We start from the raw sequence: 16,591 nt of genomic DNA, 5'->3' as shown, positions 1-16,591 counted from the left end.
TTTTCCCTATTCAACTAATCGAAAAGCTCGGTAATAGTTATCATCTTTAAATTTACCAAATAATTGAAGTGATTGACCATCATATTTACCAGGAAAAAACATAATGACTGGTATTTTATCTATTACTTCTTGTAGATTATTTAAAATATTATGTGAGCGAACAAACGGATATACTTTTCCTACTCCTGTTAGAAAAACAACATTATAATCACCAAGTTGCTCTTTAATTTTATTCAAAAAAATATCAGGTTTAGCAAAAGTAGTCATGGCTTTAAATAAAGCGTCTTTCCCCTGCTTTTCTTCTACTTGAAATACTCGGTCAAAAATTCGTTTTTCTTTTGCGATTTCAAGTAACATCTTATAAAGATCAAACTCGATAATCCTTCGGTTAGAACCTTCATAACTGAATTCCTTTTTAAAATCAATAATTCGATCACGAACAATTAGCTCGTCACTTGGCTCATAATCAAATACATAAAAACTAATTTCATTACCAAGTCCTCGCCCATCAATGAACTTGTCCGCTTTAATTTTAGGAATAACCCTGTCGAGTCTTGCGTTCAAATTGCTCATAATAACACCTCTCACACACCCATCGCTCGGACAAAATGCTTGTCTCCAATACGCAATAAATGTTCTTTTATACGATCATCTAAAAATAGACGATTTAATTCTCCTGACCGTTTATCTTTCAATATCCCAACTTCAAGCAATATTCTTATAAATACCTGCTTTAATTTATTTACAGTTTGCTCGCTAAAGCCAGCTACTTTTTCATCTTGCTCTGCTTTATAAGTGAAATATGTATTTATGTCTTTCTTTTCGAACATATAATCATTGGTTTGAAGCTTTTCCTTAATTACCTCGTTCATGAACTCAAAAAATAAGAGGTCTGTCTTCATAATGGCATATAAGTTGATTGTCTTCCCTATATCTACTGGTTCTTCGAGTATCATCCGTTGCATATCCTTATCCAAAATACTAGCCCTTTTCAACAGAGAAGGGATCATCCTTTTCAGACTTGATGTTTTTTCATACTGAAAGATGTTGTCTGAAAGGATTTTTTCCTTTATTTCTTTTTCTGATAACCCGTCTTCTATTAATCGAATTACTTGCTTAAGTTCAAGAAATAAAAAAGATGCTCCGGTTAAATTCGCACCATATAATAATTCTTTACTCATAAACCAAACCCTTCCTTAACCTTAGTATTACTTATGCCCTTGTAAGATCAATATTCTCTCCACTACCTCAAGCCTTCTCTTTCCACATTGTTGCCTTAATACGGTCGTAAATTCATTACTTCTAATAACTTTGCTTTTATTGTTCATGTATATCCCGTTGATTTTTGAAATTAACTCGTTCTCGTTAAGAGTATTGTCCCAATAGGCATCTATAATTTCATTGAAAGCAACTGCTAATTCACGCTGTGTTTTGTAGAACAACTTCAGTTTCAAGCAAACCACCTCAAAAAAATATTATTCTACTCTTATTTTATTCTTACTATCCAACAATCACAATAAAATCTAAGGATTTTGTAAATAGATCATCCTTTAAAATATTGACAATAGTTCACTAAATGTAAATGAGATCATAACAATTTCATTAGTTTGAGAAAAAACAGGCTAAAAATATGATTATTAATTTTTCTACATAAAGTATAGATTCCTTTTCTTGCGGTAATAATGATTTCATTTAATGAAAGATGGGAAGAAAATATGGCCCCAAAAACAAAATGGAACCTAAAGACTGCAACAGAATGGATCCAAAAACATGGATTTCACTATAAAGCCTTAAGCAAGGTTAAAGATCCAAAAAAGGTTATATTCATATACCAATGCCAAAATGGAACTATTGATGAGTATGATTTATCTGAGATAAGAAGGCAAATTACAAAAGGCATTATCCCTTGTAAATGTTGCCGCAGGAAGATGAGACTTAAAGAAGTGATGGAATCATTACAGGAGCGTAATCTCATTCCAATTGATCTAGAAAGGGATTATGAGGGATCAACTTCATATATTGAATGTTTTGATAAAGGTGGATACTTGGTTTTTGCACAAGAGGTGAACTCTAGGGGGGTTACATATTCTCCATTTATCTTTAGTAACCCAAACTCCATTATAAATGTAAGAAAATTAGCACTCGATATCGGTTTTAAAGAGTTAGTCTCAAAAAAATATATTAACTACGATGCAGCCTATATTGCAGAGGATCATGATGGTCTGTTATATCATGTGTACATTGGAAAGATGCTTGATATTAAGCGAGATGGCAAAGATTTTAGAGAGTTTCAAAAGTATAGACTTCGAAGTCCTTTCCTTGAGCACAATATTCATCTTTCGGCATTAAAATATGGATATTCTCCTTTACCAGATACATTAAATGTGAACAAAAAAAGCATAGTAGCTATAAATCCTGATGGATATCTTATTGAATATAATCCTTACCAATTGGAAGGAATACCCTCAAAACCACCAAATCCTTTTGATTCACGATGCAAATTTTTCTTTGAAAACATACAACAGCTAATAATTAAAATAGGATTACCTCTTAAAGTGAATAAAAAACGAAAAATATTAGTGACGGATGAAGGTTATTTGTGCCCCCTACGACAACAAGAACTTAAACAGGGCAAAATGCCTGAAGTATTTGACGAAAGCAATCCTTTTTCAATGAGAAATATCCGGTGGTTTTGCCGTATTAAACGTCCGGACTATCGACCTGTAAAAGGGCAAAAGTATAAGGGAGCCAAAACGAAGTACCTATTTATATATCGTGGAAGGGATTTAAAACCCTATGCCAACCCAGTGTTCGAATGTGATTGGAGTAATTTTAAAAGTGCGAAAGGTCATCCAGATAGGTTACGAGAAGTATGTAGAGATGGGGTTAGCAACAATTTTAGCGAGTTGCGACAGGTAGTTTATAACAGTGAATGGCGAAAAATGTCGATGAAGATAACGGGGGGATGTTGTATTTTATCTGGAGTTCCCCTAAAGATTGAAGTTCATCATCTCGTAAGACCCTTTTATGAGATTGTAAAGGATGCTATACAAAGGGCTGGGTTAGATCAAGACTCGGACAATGAATATGAATATACTAATGAGGAAAGAAAGAAAATCGTAGATGAATTTGTAATACTGCATGCACGGGAGCCACTAGGTGTTCCTTTAACAAAAGATATCCATCTATGTTTTCATCGCTGGGTTGAAAAGGAGAGTTTACCCGTGAATAAATCTAGTTTTAATAAATTTAAAAAGGTATGGAAAAAAGAATTTGAACATTGGAAGACATTAAGGGTATCGTAGGTGAACGTCGCACTAAAGATTTTGATATGACAGTTGATATTAGTTGAATTATTAATTGAATTGGGTTTCTAATCCTTTTAAGAGATTTTATTATCTGTAAATACATTGCATTATTCTATATTGACTTGCATTGCATTGCATTGCATATATTTATTAACAAACTACATTGAAATTGTTCCCACTGTTCAAAATTAAGATACTCCTACATGTACGATCAGGAACTCTGATCGTTTTTTTATTGAATCTACCTAAACTATATATCTAATTATTATCTTTATTTTTATTTATACTAACGTTAGTCCTTACTTATTATTATAGATTTTATATAGAGTACTTGAGGCATTACTAAAGAATGTTGTATCTAACTCGATACCAATAAATTCTCTATTAAGATTGATAGCAGCAACCCCTGTAGAACCTGAACCCATAAAGCAATCTAAAACTGTATCTCCATCATTTGAATGGGTTCTAATTATATTCTCAAGAACACTAACAGGCTTTTGACATTGGTGAATTCTTGACTTGCCACTAACTATCGGTGCTAGGTAGGACCCTTTATCATATTCAGAGTTGAATGTTCTCTTTGTTCCTTTTGTAAAAGAAATAAAATATTCTCTTGAATTTGATAAATAGTTAATTTTTGAATTTCTAGGTACTGGGTTAGTCTTTTCCCAGAATCCTATTCTTGGTTGTGTTAGTTTTAGTCTCTTAGCAACCTCAAAGATATCTTTCATTTTGAAGATATCGTAGAAAATAATCATAGTTCCTCCTGGAACTAAAATTCTTTTAAACTCTTCTAATAAGGATACCCAATCAAAACTATCCTTATCTAAATCCCAGTCACCAAATTCCAAAGTTATGGAGCCATATTTACCTTGGTTTCCACCACCCTTTTGAAAATTTGTCTTCCTTGATATAAAGAAGGGTGGATCTGTACAAATCAAATGAACTGAGTTACTTTCAATTTTTTTAATTTCAATAAACGCATTACCATTAACAAGTTTCAAAGAAATACCTCCAATTTTTAGTCTGCAATTAAATTGCGAAACTTTGGAGATAACCCTTGTTAAGTTTTTATGTTTATCATTTTTCTTATAGATACAAGTTTAAACAAATACTGTAACCAGACTTTTATTTAAATTAATAGTATTGATAATACTTAAGGTTACAAGGTTACAGGTTACTGATAAATAATATACAGTAATATTTCCAGATATAGAGAACTTTATATAGTAAAATTATAATCATTAGTAACCCTAAGAACTTTGTAACCTATTTGGACTGTTCCCTTATAAATTAATTAACTATCAGGTTACAAAACTAGTTACAATGATTTTATTGTTGTAACTTCTTGTAATTGATCATCATTTTAAAAAAGCCCACAGATTACAGTTAATCTGTAACCTATGGGCCCTACTTTAATAATCTTTCTCCCCTGTATCTGAAAAATCAAATCCTAACTCAGTTAATAAATCTTGATTAACTTCAATAGCTTTATAAGCTCTCCCACCTAACTTTTTAGTTTGAGACTCTTTACCATCTGATGAACTAGGAATTATATAACCACGTTTGAGCCATTCGTGCTTGATTGCCTTCGCTTCTGGGCCTAAAAATTTATTAGTGTAGGAAGTTGTTAAATAAAATCGGTTGCTCTTGTCGAAAAGCCCGTTAATTTGTGTAGGCTCAAAATAACCATAGTGAATAGAACTTCTAAATGAATCCAAGCTTTCTAGAATATCTTCCATAAGCTGTTTAGGTTTATCTACCTCTCTATTTTCAATACCGGCGACTTTAAATAATCCTTCAAAAGAAGTCGGATCAATATTAAAATCCATTAACTCATTTAGCAAAGTTGCAACAAAGTGAATTATTGCATAATAACTTGCAATTCTAATTAAAACTTCATTCGAACCAGCGAGTTTAATATAATTGTTTTTTAAATCATAGAATGTTGATTTGTAACTTTCTTTGTATTCCGGATCAATTTCCATCCATTTCTGTATAAAGACCCTACCAACAACACCGTAGTTATTGTTAATTCCCTTATATAATTTTTCCATAAATTCATTTGAGGGCTTACCAAATGGTTCATCATTAATAGGTACAACCCTACCAGCAACACCGCCACCATTTGTGTATTGGAGAATGGAACTCTCTCCTGTAGAAAGTAAGATAGTTCTCCAAGTTAATTCTTTCTGAATTCCCTTTAAACTTCCCCTTCCTCTACTACGACCTCCAGAGAATTGATAGATAACTGATTCTAATTGTTTAGGATTGGCTTTTTTTGTATCATCCATAAATAGAGGAAAACTATTTAAAAATGCAGCTTTCCGCTCAATGCTTACTCTCGTTGATTCCCACTCATTAATTAATTTTGATGTTCCCCATACAGTTGAGGATAATCTTAATAAAGTTGTCTTTCCTTGGCTTGTATGTCCTGAAAAATCAACAATAAATGAGTCAATTTGAAAATCGTGAAGAAGTGGTGCCGTAAAGGAGGCGACTAAATAAAAGAGGGATTTCGATAAAGGTTTTACTAGTTCAAGAACTTCTTGTCTCCAAGATTCAACCGTACCTTTTTCCTGAATAGCTTCTAAAATTTGTTTCTCACCGGCATCATTAGGCACAATTATAATATCATTTAAGATTAAAGGATGGATAAATCCATTTTTTATATGTCCTAACCTATTTACCATTGTCTCTTGCTTTATTTTATTTTCACTTAGATATTTATCGAAAAAACTAATCATTTGTTTATAATTATTTTCGTTAACACCTAGTCCTTTTTCAGATAAACTTAATAGCTCTTTTTTTACACTTAAAACAATTGAAGATACAACTTCTGTTTTGGTCAAATTGTCATCTTTCCAGCATAATATATACGAAACAGTATTATCCTCTATATTGTTTAATTTTTTAATTATGTATGGCACCTGCCGGCATAATAATCGCCCTTCTCCTTTAACATTTATCCATAACTCATCTTTTTCAATAAAAAATGGTTCTGGGATTATACCAGGTTTTGTTAGAGTATCACTAATTTCCTTATTATTATTTTGATCAGCTTTATCAAGAAATTTTAAGGCATCCTCAACATCTTCTAGATTCACTCGATCTAAGTAATTCTGATTTACATTATTCGTTATGTTGTTTTTCAAATATAACCCACTTCTTTCTTTTTAAAATTTGATAAGAAATGGTGTAAAGCTTATTTCTTCATATTCAACTGTATTTAATTCCTTATAATAAACAGAACACCAATATGTCTAACAGCATTATAGCTTCTACGATATATAAAAGTTGATCACCTCCTTGGTAGTTAACTATTCCCAAATAAAAAAACATACCCTTTAAAAATAAGTAGTTTCGTTTTCTGCATGGTAAAATATAGTTAAAGATTACGAAAATTCCGTTCTTCAAGGAAGCAGTTTTGTGGAACAAGGATTGTTATGGTAATCCTAATCAAAGCTTTAAACCATACGCTAGTTGCAATCTGTAATACGTAGTAGACGTAAAATGTACAGAAGATACCCTTATTAAAATTTAATTTAATGAGGATGCTGGATTTTAATGGTAATATATAAAAACAGTAGAGAAAAAAGTGGTAGGGAGGAAAAACATTGTGAGTCAAAAAGTTGGTTCTAAGAATTTTGAACTGGTTAAGAGTAATCCAAGTAAGAATAACAACATTGGATCATCTGGAATAGAACTAGTAACTAAGGTAGCACAGCAAGTACCAGTAGAAGTTTGGAAAGCAGGAGCATCTGCTCTATTTGATCAGTTTAAGAAACACTTAGATAATGAGCGAGAAGGAAAAAAGAAAATTAGAGATACTAGAATTGATTCACTGTATTTAGAAATCAAAAATTTAATTGAAAATATCCATAAAGAAGAGGCTAAAGAAGACTTCAATCAAGAAAGAATTAATAAATGGTATGAACGTCTTGATAAGAAAGAGCTAGAGCTGAAAGAAATGCAGGATGATGCTGATGGTTTTGCAAAAGGATTGTTAAATCTTACAAAACAATTTGTTGAAATGAGAATTAAAAGGTAGTTCAGACATATAAAAATACGTTTCTACATAACTGAACTAAAATATCCTATTGTAAATGAATTAATTTGCCTGTTTATGGAATACTATATATGACTAGAGTAGCGAAACTCGGTCAAGACCATCATTTCGTTACGAAAAAGGGATCACTGGTTTTCAAGTGATCCTTTTTTACTTCAAAAATTTACTCTTTACTCTCCATTTTCTTTATAATTGGAAAATAGCGATACATACCAATTTAATACCACCAACCAACTTTCAAGTTGATACCGAAAAATCGTTTTGTTTTTTGGTAAGTATCAGGTTTCTCCCATTCCCTTGCTATTTGAATAATTGGGTGGTTGTTACTTAAGGTAATTTTTTCAATTTTAAACTCTTTTGGTTCACAAGTATATAGACGTTCAAAGAGCTCCCTTTTATAGTCCTCTTTTTTCACTTTCATCATCAACCTTTGTAGTTTTATTAATAAATTTATAAAAGTAGACTTCTATAGCATCATCAATTCTTTTTTTGTCGAGAAAAGTATAAACTGACTTTTCTCCTTTTTCCTCTAATTCAATGGCTACACGTCTCATTTGTATATAATGTTCAATAATATCCAATAAATCATCTTTATTAGCATCTAACATATCGTCATATTGCTCTTTAAACAAATGTGCATCAGATACTTGTGGTCTGTGTTTCCAATCATTCATCCTTATTACCCTTCTATTCCTATTTAACTCCGTATAAAAGTTACTCTTTGCTCCCTTTATACCATTATTAGCTTAGTCTATCCAAATAACTTTCATCTCTTTCTATTCCAGGGCAATTTCTAGGTAAATTTATCACTAAGTTATCATAAATAACCTGAATCCGGTCGTTTTCTATTTATTCTGCTTATAATTTATATATATTGAACATTAAAAAATGATAGGAATAGGAGAAATTTATGGCACTAGTTAATGATTTAGCAAAATCAATCCAAATATTAAATAATCAAATTGAAGGGATACTTAGGCCTTTAGATTATGAAAGTGACAACATTATCCTGAACGATGAAAATCCTGATCAGCGTTTCTTACGTAATGAGTACGGTTGTAGACGTCAAGTCGAATTTTACACTTTTTGCTCATTTCCTTTTTACACTTCGGCTGAAAATATGCTTTTCCGATTTCTCATACGATGACTTTCCTCATCTTCTCTACCGTGAATGACTTCCACACGATGAAGTAATCTATCCAAAATTGCCGTCATAATGCCTTGATCCCCAATTAAATTGCCCCATTCATCCGGACTTTTATTTGAGGTCAGAATAATCGAACTTCGTTCGTATAAATGGTTAATTAAATGGAAGAATAGGTTCGCCTCTCTCTGATCCATCGCCATATACATCAAATCATCGATAATTACTAGGTCAGAACTTCTGATCCGTTTAAGTTGTACCTTTGATTTGTTCAGATATTCTTCCGTTTTTAAGAGTTGAATAAGTTCACCCATCGTGACGAAGTAAACATGGAATCCTCTGTGAACGGCTTCGAGCCCCAATCCAACTGCGATATACGTTTTACCAATACCGGGTGGGCCTAATAGTATTAAGTTGTACTGCTGCTCTAGCCAACTTAACTCTCTAAGTTGGGTTAACTGACGGGCAGTCAGAACGTTTTGGTCTTTTAGTTCAAATTCATCTAATGACTTCACGAAAGGGAAACGTGCCCATTTCATTCTTTTTTCTAGACTTTTCGCTTCACGTTTTGCTAATTCATACCGCGTAATAGACTCCAAAAACTCCAAGTATGTCCATGAAGCTTTTTCGGCTTCGCGAAGAAGCTGTGGTAGCTCCTCCGCGGTTTCTGCTAATCGTAACTGACGAAATTGATCCTGCAGTTCATTCACTGTTTTATGCATTATGCTCGCCCCCCTAAAATGCTAGTATACGTATTTAGGGATCGAGTAGAAGCCTTGATACTAGAATGTTTTGCTGGCTTGGCAGAAAGGGATTCTATCTCCTGTACTGGCTGTTGATTTGATGTATACAGGTGATGTGCAATGTCACGAAAATCGTTGGCACTAACCAATTTTTCTGTCATACACTTGGTCATAACCGAGTCAATAAACGCTGGATATTTTTGAACCACCTGCTGAATGATTGCGAACTGATCCCGTCGATATCTTGGGTATTCTTTACTGATCTTATCAAAATATGCAGCTGCCTGTTTCTGATCTTCAAAAGAGGAAATCAAAAGTTGTTTAAACTCTTCAATTCCTTTTGATCGATCACGTGTATGATTGCGATTTTGAATTAGCTTTCCTTTCTCTACACTGATGTCATGCTCGGCGATGATTTCACCTTCTGCTTGTTTTCGAATCACGAGCGTCTGTTGTTCTCTACCTTTAACTTCAATCAAAACAAGATTTTCAGAATTTGTTTGATAAGTCCCAAGTGGAACGGAATAACGGTTTGACTTATAACGGATTGTGTTGTCCTTACTTACACTTCTTGTTATACTTTGATTATTGGTACTTTCATATGAAAGTAATGAAGAGACTGGCTGTAAGTGTTGCTTTTCGAGGAGAAACACTTCTGCTGGTCTTTTTTTCGTTGTTTGATGAACCTGATGGTTCCCAGTTCGCTGGAGCCATTGTAATGCCCGATGATTCCAATCCCCTATGTCGCTAAACACTCGACTGTCTGCGAAATTACCTTTTATGTACTTCACCACATTTTCAATCATGCCCTTAGATTCCGGGTCAGCTCTTCTGCATAGGTGAATTTTAAACTTACGTTCATTCACATAACTTTGAAACTCAGCTGTTAAAAGCAGCTGGCCTGCATTCTCGCTGACTGTGATTAGATGATCCTGATCATATACGATTTCTTCGGTGCGTCCTCCATAAAATTGAAAAGCATTTTCATGACACCGGATTGCGTCTCTAGTAGTGAAAGGACGTGTCTGCCACTCCATGTATTTGTACCTTGAATGAGCCATGACAAACGCAATGAAGTACAGCTTAATCTCTTTGTTGTCAGTAGTCTTCTGCTTTGTTTCACCCCAATCTACCTGAAGTTGTTTGCCCATCGGTTGTTCGGGAACAGCTTCGTATTGACGAACAATTACTTTCTTCTCAATCTGATAAATTTCCCTGACTTCTTTTACATAAGATCTCACCGTACTTCCCCCGACTATCAGATCGGGGTATCTTTCAAGGAGCCAATCATGAATTTGTGCACCGCTCAGGTGCGGGTATTCTTCTAACCAAGCAAGTATCCAGTCTTTATGGCTATCTAATTTCTTTTGCCTCCCATGTGGGCGTTCAGTGTAAGCTTTTGCTTCCTCCAATGTCATATCTAAATATTTATAGACAGTTGGCCTTGAAATCTTAAGCTCCTTGGCTATTTGTGCTACTTTAAATTTCCGTTTGTGTAATTCCTGAATCTTTACATACAACACTAATTTCTCCTCCAAAATCCTAACCTCCAGTAAAATAACATCACAAACTATTTTACTAAAGTTTTAGGGTGATAGAGCAAAAGTGTAAAATCTAATCAAGCGAAAACTGTCAACTTTATTCTAGCGTTTACAACGGTAGTATTGTCCTTCGATTAACTGAGATTCACACAGAAATAACTTATTTAAACAAACCCATTATTGAAGAAGGAATTTTATTTAAAAATATCTCTGGTCGTTATGCAATTAGTGAAGAATTTAGTTTTACCTGTGGCAGCTTAATTGAGGTATTAATTAATGATGACTGGGACAAAAAGAAAAAGTGGGTTCTAACCAGATTAGAACACACTAATGGAGACTATTATTTGTACGATTATAAAAACATCAAATTGCGGGGCTTGCCAGCAAGGCGAAGAGGATAAGGACATAATTTAATATGAAATAATGCACTGATAATTTTTCACCTCTGACTTTCCCTCTTTTAGTTGCTATCATAAATGACATTTTACATAAAGAAGCGTAATAATTATGTTACGCTTCTTTATTGATATATAATTATTACTTGCTTAAAAAGTTTAAATTAATTGGTCCAATCATCCCATTATTTTCTTGAATAATTTTCTCAAATTCTTTTTTCGTTTCATAATCAATTTCTTCCTCAGTCTCATTTTTATCCGGTACAGCGACCTCATAATTCTTAGCAATGAGACTATTGTTATCTGTATTTTGATTTTGTGAAAGTATTGAGATGATATTCAAAAGTTGTTCCTTATCTATAAATTCAATTTCTCTCTCTTTTATTTCTTTTTGAATAAGTAGTCTCAGTGCTTTCTTTACGTTCTTTGTTATTTTATTCCTCTCAAGATATTCAATGATATCTTTATCTTCTTCCTTATGTAGTGTAAAAGTATGTACCTTACGATCACTCAAGATTATTCCTCCCCTGTATATTTCTTGTTTTCTATTCTATGTTATTTCTACTTAATACATTTAATCCGAATCGTAAATAACCAATTGCATTACTTTCTTGTGCATTATTTAAGAATCTAAAACGATCACGTAAAGAATTATGGGAGTATGTTTCATTAATAACAGCTAATAAATATTTTTCAAGACCAATAGATCCGCCACCACAGATGATTATTTCATTATAAGATCTGTCCTCCAACTCTTTTGAAAGGTGCTCAATTACCTTTTTAGCATAATTGTTAAGTTCTTTATTCCTGTCTTTTTCAACATCTACTGTAATGTTATTAAAAGTTATTTTTCCTGTCTTCTGAAGTTGACCTTCAATGCCAAGAATAAGTGGATTTGTGGCTTTAAAATCTTCATCCTTTTCAGCAGACTTTTTAATCTTTGCCCAAACAGATTTCATTCCAGGAATTTGTGCTTTTTCACCAACTACTAACCGTTGTACCTGGCAATAATCCGTTGTTCCGTGACCAATATCAATATACATAAGGTTTTTTTCACTAGCTTCGACAGCAAACTTAGGGTTTGCCGCTCCTCTTTCATTAAGTAACTCAGAATAATATGTACTATCACATTGTCCAATAATCGCAACTTCACTAATAGTGAAATTCCTTCCATTTATGCAATGTGTACCTATTAATTGTTTTTTTATCGATTCCGACTGTATTTGATAATTTAATATTGAGCCACTTTTGAAGGGTTCGATCACATAAAAAATGAGCCACATGATTTCCAATTTTGATAACCTCTCTTATGATTGAAAGTGACCAAACTATCACTTTTAGAGAGAGGCACAAAGGATGATCGATATGGCTCAATTTTATAATATCAAATTCTTACATGAGGTAGAAGGACTATCACAAAGACAAATAGCTAAAAAGCTTGGTATTTCAAGGAATACAGTAAGTAAGTATTTAAAAGAACAGGAAGCTCCAACAACCATACAACGCCAAAGAATCTATGGTGGTACTAAAGATTATTCTGAAGAAACAAAACGGGTATTACCAATAATTGACCAATGGTTAGAGGATGACCTCAACCGATGGGGTAAGCAGAAACATACGGCTACCAATATATATAACAGATTAGTTAATGAATATGACTTTGAAGGTTCGGAATCTAATATACGAAAAATAGTAAGGAAACGCAGAAAAAAGCTTCAGGAAGTCTTCATTCCTCTTGATTTTCAACTCGGCCACCAATTCCAATTCGACTGGGGAGAGGCGGACATCATTCTACAGGGTCGAAAGAAACGTATTTACCTCTTTTGCATTCAGCTTTCCGCAAGTCGTGTAAGGTTTGTGAGAGCTTATCTTCATGAAAAACAGGAAGCTTTCCTTGATGGATTTGTTCATGCGTTTGAATTTTTTGGAGGAGTTCCAACTGAAGGTCTATTTGATAATTTAAAAACAGCTGTGGTAAAAATCCTTCAAGGTAGAGACCGATTGGAACAGGAATCATTTCTTGCCTTACAAACACATTATCTATTCAAATCTGAGTTCTGCAATGTCAGATCTGGAAATGAAAAAGGACGTGTAGAGGGATTGGTAGGCTATGTAAGAAGAAATGCCTTTGTACCTGAGCCGGAGGTTCAGACACTAGATGAATTGAATGATTATTTACAAGATTGGTGTTTTAACGAGGCAGAACGCAAAACCGTTCCTTATACCAAAGAAACAATCGCTGATATGTGGGCTAAAGAAAAGGAATATCTTCACCCACTTCCTGAACAACGGTTTGAAGCCTGTAAGCTAGTCTCTTGTCAGGTAAACAAGACTTCACTAATCTCAATCGAAACCAATCAGTATTCTGTCCCATGTGGTTATGTCGGCCAAGCTGTATGGGCAAAAATTTTTGTCGACCGAGTGATCGTTGTGGCTCAAAACCAAGTGATCGCAGAACATTTACGTTCAAATGAACGAAATCAAATGATTACTGTATTGGACCATTATCTAGAAGCGTTGATAAAAAAGCCTCGTGCGATACGTGATGCACATGCTTTCCAAGCTTCTGACATTCCAGCTGTGTTCAGGCGTTTTCATCGGAAGATGAGAGAACAAGAAGGAGCCATTGGAGATCGAAAGTTCATACGACTTCTCCTCCTTCATCGTGAAATTGGAATGGAAAAGTTAACACAGGCCTTGAGTGAGGCTGAGGAAGCACAAGTTTTTCGTTATGAAGTTGTGCATGAAATCATCCAAAGGCTAACGAATAACCATTTGAAGTCTCACGAGCTCTCTAAAGAGAAGACACCTACAAATCTGCTAGACTATAAAGTTAAAAAGTCAAATGTAGCTCAATATGAACAACTAACTGGAGGTCAGACAAAATGAATGCAGAAATCATGCTAGATCATATTGTAAAGCAACTTAGAATGCCGACAATCGGAAGACAGTATCGCTCTCTCGCTAGAGAAGCGGAGGAAAGAAACCTAAGTTATGAAGAATACCTATTGGCATTACTAGAAACAGAATTAGAAACAAGAGAAGAAAATCAGAGACAGAGGAGACTTAAGCAAGCTGCGTTCCCTGTCCAGAAAACATTAGATACCTATGATTTCAGCTTAATGCCAAGCTTGAATCGAAACCGCTTTATCACCATGGCTAAGGGTGAATTCGTAGACAAAAAGGAAAATCTAATATTTTTGGGGAATAGTGGTACTGGTAAAACTCACTTGGCAATCGCTCTTGGGGTAGAAATGATTCAAAATGGTTATAAAACTAAGTTTATTACAGCATCGGCGTTAGTAGAAGAATTACTTATGGCCAACGAGGAGCATAAGCTTGGGGCATTTGAGAAGAAGTGGCTCAAATTTGATTTGATCATTGTTGATGAGTTAGGGTATGTCCCCTTCTCCAAAATTGGAGCAGAGTTATTGTTCCAATTCTTTTCAAGTCGTTATGAACGCGCGAGCGTTATTGTTACAACTAATCTAGAATTCTCGGAATGGACAAACATATTTGGCGACGATAAAATGACCGCTGCATTACTTGATCGCCTTACGCACCGATCGCACATCCACCTACTTAACGGAGAATCCTATAGATTCCGTCAAAGTATGCAACATCGGGAAGTTGTCGAAGGGTAACAACGGCGGGCGAGGTGTTTGGGTGTCTTGCCCCTCTCCGGGGCAAGGCACCCAAACACCCAACTACTCCCAAATATGGGAGTTAACAGACACTAAGTGGCTCACTTTTAAAGTGATCGCTCTGGCTCAATATAATATTGACAAAAACACCGACACGGATTTATTCCCATAATGTTTTGTAGGAACTCCAGTCGTCACATATAATAGCTCCCGATTATTTGTCGCCTGTGAAATTTGCCGATATATAGAGATTAGACACTCAATCTTATATTCTATCTTCTTATATCTAGATGGATCATCCATACTAGATGACCCTTGATTCAAAGATTGTAGTGGCAACCCTACTCTGTAATAAAGTTTTTCTCCATTAATCTCTACTTCATATACATCTTCATATTTTTTACCATTAAACGGACTGAACGCCTGATCCTCTTCAACAGAGGTTAAAGTATTCAAGTAAACATCAGGCTTACTCCATTGAATTGAACTAACACTTTTAACATAAGAATTTCCTGATTCAAAACCAATAAAAATAGTCATTAAAAAATCTCCCCTTTTTAAATCAAAATTTATAGTTTTTATAGTAAGAAAACTATATTTGTAATGACTATTTCTTTTATTAGTGTAAAATTTTAAGAACCCTTTGATTATTTTGAAGTTATTTTATAGATTTTATAGTTTTTAAATAATTATTAGATTAACAGACCGTTTGTTTATAACAATAGTATTAATAAAGAAAACCCGCCAATTTTAAACAGGCGAGTTTTCTTTATTATGTTTTTTATTCCTTCTTCAAACTAAATGACTTTTATTTAATTAACTATTATCGCTTTTTTTACTTATTATACTTCCTTTGTTGCATTGCAAAGGACGTTTGGGGAAGCTTAATCTCTGACTCAAAATCTCTTTCTCCATACTGTATTTCATTTATTATTGGTTCTATTCCTAATAGTTTCTCATAATCAGATAACATTGACTTGTAAACCTCTTCATATAGTGATAGATTTCCTACACATTGTTCATACAAACTAATTAACCACTTACCTTGATATTTCTTAAAATATGGAACACCTACTGGATTAAATTTTGTTAAGAACTCCTGAAGTTCTTTTTTATCCCATATCTCCTTAATGTTTTCTATTTGGGCATGTAATAATGATTCAGGCATGTGTAAAGCCCAATTACGACTAACATTGACTGTTGAAAGGTTACTTTCCATCTCTTCTGATAATGTACCCAAATCATTTTTAACTTCAATATTCCTTTTTAAGAGCATTTTTCTAAATTTATAATAAGAAATTGAATCCGTTTGAAGATCCCCTACAATGTTTAATAATCTATGCTCAACATTACCAATCTTGTCATTAAACTCCTCATAGATTTCTGTATCAAAAAGGGCATTAGGTTTATTACGAAGATTTAGTTCATCTATTTTATGGTTAAGTTCATCGGAATACTTGTTCAATCTTTTCAGTAATTTGTGACTTTGAACAATTATCATCCTCAAATAAACGATATAATCACTCCTACTATCAATGACAAACTTTTTATAATTAGTTTTATTACTCATTAATTACACCTACTATCTCCTATATTATCGAGCAATTCTTAATACATTCTTTTTACTTAGTATTGTATGAATTAATTGTACATAGCCCCAATCGCAAAATAATTAAAGCTTTTTAAATGACACCGTAAAAAAATAAATGTCAGCATGATAATCGTACCCGAATATCTTGACTTGAAT

The 16,591-nt window shown here is 33.7% G+C and carries 18 protein-coding genes; 5 read left to right on the top strand and 13 right to left on the bottom strand.

The genetic code is table 11. The features are described from left to right. Positions 1 to 6 precede the first annotated feature (6 nt). The 3 genes from BQ4305_RS12310 to BQ4305_RS12300 are packed head-to-tail and all read right to left on the bottom strand — an operon-like array spanning position 7 to position 1,463. Complete coding sequence (locus BQ4305_RS12310) at positions 7 to 573, bottom strand: DUF1788 domain-containing protein (RefSeq protein WP_110928087.1); 567 nt, start codon at positions 571 to 573, stop codon at positions 7 to 9. Between the two features lie 11 nt (positions 574 to 584). After that, positions 585 to 1,181 (bottom strand): DUF1819 family protein, encoded by a 597-nt coding sequence (locus BQ4305_RS12305; RefSeq protein ID WP_110928086.1) that lies wholly within the window; start codon positions 1,179 to 1,181, stop codon positions 585 to 587. Between the two features lie 27 nt (positions 1,182 to 1,208). Next, positions 1,209 to 1,463, bottom strand: a complete 255-nt coding sequence (locus BQ4305_RS12300; protein ID WP_234396944.1) for a TIGR04540 family protein — start codon at positions 1,461 to 1,463, stop codon at positions 1,209 to 1,211. Positions 1,464 to 1,715: 252 nt separating this feature from the next. Between BQ4305_RS12300 and BQ4305_RS12295 the strand changes: the two genes are divergently transcribed. Next, on the top strand, positions 1,716 to 3,305 hold the full coding sequence (locus tag BQ4305_RS12295) for a hypothetical protein (RefSeq protein ID WP_110928084.1): 1,590 nt from the start codon (positions 1,716 to 1,718) through the stop codon (positions 3,303 to 3,305). A 302-nt stretch (positions 3,306 to 3,607) separates the two neighbouring features. On the opposite strand, the gene BQ4305_RS12290 is transcribed toward BQ4305_RS12295, so the two are convergent. Both BQ4305_RS12290 and BQ4305_RS12285 read right to left on the bottom strand, forming a co-directional pair. Beyond that, on the bottom strand, positions 3,608 to 4,312 hold the full coding sequence (locus BQ4305_RS12290; protein ID WP_199880676.1) for a DNA-methyltransferase: 705 nt from the start codon (positions 4,310 to 4,312) through the stop codon (positions 3,608 to 3,610). A 411-nt stretch (positions 4,313 to 4,723) separates the two neighbouring features. Beyond that, positions 4,724 to 6,463, bottom strand: a complete 1,740-nt coding sequence (locus BQ4305_RS12285) for a DUF927 domain-containing protein (RefSeq protein ID WP_110928082.1) — start codon at positions 6,461 to 6,463, stop codon at positions 4,724 to 4,726. A gap of 464 nt (positions 6,464 to 6,927) precedes the next feature. Between BQ4305_RS12285 and BQ4305_RS12280 the strand changes: the two genes are divergently transcribed. Further along, complete coding sequence (locus BQ4305_RS12280) at positions 6,928 to 7,359, top strand: hypothetical protein (protein WP_110928081.1); 432 nt, start codon at positions 6,928 to 6,930, stop codon at positions 7,357 to 7,359. A 235-nt stretch (positions 7,360 to 7,594) separates the two neighbouring features. Here the strand turns inward: BQ4305_RS12280 and BQ4305_RS12275 are convergent, their stop codons facing one another. The 4 genes from BQ4305_RS12275 to istA (BQ4305_RS12260) form a co-directional block, all read right to left on the bottom strand. Further along, the gene (locus BQ4305_RS12275; RefSeq protein ID WP_110928080.1) at positions 7,595 to 7,792 is read right to left on the bottom strand and encodes a hypothetical protein; all 198 of its coding nucleotides are present in this window, start codon (positions 7,790 to 7,792) and stop codon (positions 7,595 to 7,597) included. Further along, positions 7,773 to 8,051 carry a hypothetical protein gene (locus tag BQ4305_RS12270; protein ID WP_110928079.1) on the bottom strand — a complete coding sequence of 93 codons (279 nt, stop codon included), beginning with the start codon at positions 8,049 to 8,051 and terminating at the stop codon, positions 7,773 to 7,775. The genes BQ4305_RS12275 and BQ4305_RS12270 overlap by 20 nt, the downstream gene beginning before the upstream one ends. 427 nt (positions 8,052 to 8,478) lie before the next feature. Next, the gene (gene istB / locus BQ4305_RS12265; RefSeq protein WP_076259518.1) at positions 8,479 to 9,243 is read right to left on the bottom strand and encodes an IS21-like element helper ATPase IstB; all 765 of its coding nucleotides are present in this window, start codon (positions 9,241 to 9,243) and stop codon (positions 8,479 to 8,481) included. Next, on the bottom strand, positions 9,243 to 10,787 hold the full coding sequence (gene istA / locus BQ4305_RS12260) for an IS21 family transposase (protein ID WP_110928029.1): 1,545 nt from the start codon (positions 10,785 to 10,787) through the stop codon (positions 9,243 to 9,245). Before istA (BQ4305_RS12260) ends, istB (BQ4305_RS12265) begins: the two co-directional genes overlap by 1 nt. A gap of 140 nt (positions 10,788 to 10,927) precedes the next feature. Here istA (BQ4305_RS12260) and BQ4305_RS22275 point away from each other — a divergent pair, with 140 nt between their 5' ends. Then, the gene (locus tag BQ4305_RS22275) at positions 10,928 to 11,206 is read left to right on the top strand and encodes a DUF5348 domain-containing protein (RefSeq protein WP_199880719.1); all 279 of its coding nucleotides are present in this window, start codon (positions 10,928 to 10,930) and stop codon (positions 11,204 to 11,206) included. Positions 11,207 to 11,342: 136 nt separating this feature from the next. On the opposite strand, the gene BQ4305_RS12255 is transcribed toward BQ4305_RS22275, so the two are convergent. Together BQ4305_RS12255 and BQ4305_RS12250 are read right to left on the bottom strand one after the other, a co-directional pair. Next, entirely contained in the window at positions 11,343 to 11,714 is a 372-nt protein-coding gene (locus BQ4305_RS12255) for a hypothetical protein (protein WP_110928078.1), read from the bottom strand. A gap of 31 nt (positions 11,715 to 11,745) precedes the next feature. Beyond that, positions 11,746 to 12,483 (bottom strand): hypothetical protein, encoded by a 738-nt coding sequence (locus BQ4305_RS12250; protein ID WP_324611594.1) that lies wholly within the window; start codon positions 12,481 to 12,483, stop codon positions 11,746 to 11,748. Between the two features lie 82 nt (positions 12,484 to 12,565). Between BQ4305_RS12250 and istA (BQ4305_RS12240) the strand changes: the two genes are divergently transcribed. Both istA (BQ4305_RS12240) and istB (BQ4305_RS12235) read left to right on the top strand, forming a co-directional pair. After that, entirely contained in the window at positions 12,566 to 14,089 is a 1,524-nt protein-coding gene (gene istA / locus BQ4305_RS12240; protein WP_234396927.1) for an IS21 family transposase, read from the top strand. Continuing rightward, a complete protein-coding gene (gene istB, locus BQ4305_RS12235; RefSeq protein WP_110927700.1) occupies positions 14,086 to 14,844 on the top strand; it encodes an IS21-like element helper ATPase IstB in 759 nt (252 codons plus the stop codon). The genes istA (BQ4305_RS12240) and istB (BQ4305_RS12235) overlap by 4 nt, the downstream gene beginning before the upstream one ends. Positions 14,845 to 14,970: 126 nt before the next feature. On the opposite strand, the gene BQ4305_RS12230 is transcribed toward istB (BQ4305_RS12235), so the two are convergent. Further along, the gene (locus BQ4305_RS12230; RefSeq protein WP_110928076.1) at positions 14,971 to 15,384 is read right to left on the bottom strand and encodes a hypothetical protein; all 414 of its coding nucleotides are present in this window, start codon (positions 15,382 to 15,384) and stop codon (positions 14,971 to 14,973) included. Positions 15,385 to 15,679: 295 nt separating this feature from the next. Beyond that, the gene (locus BQ4305_RS12225; RefSeq protein ID WP_110928075.1) at positions 15,680 to 16,414 is read right to left on the bottom strand and encodes a hypothetical protein; all 735 of its coding nucleotides are present in this window, start codon (positions 16,412 to 16,414) and stop codon (positions 15,680 to 15,682) included. Positions 16,415 to 16,591 lie beyond the last annotated feature (177 nt).

The sequence above is a fragment of the Bacillus massiliglaciei genome (assembly GCF_900098925.1).
Classification (GTDB): Bacteria; Bacillota; Bacilli; order Bacillales; family DSM-1321; genus Peribacillus; species Peribacillus massiliglaciei.
The sequence above is the reverse complement of the archived record's forward strand: the minus strand, read 5'-3'. Positions and strand labels throughout refer to the sequence as shown.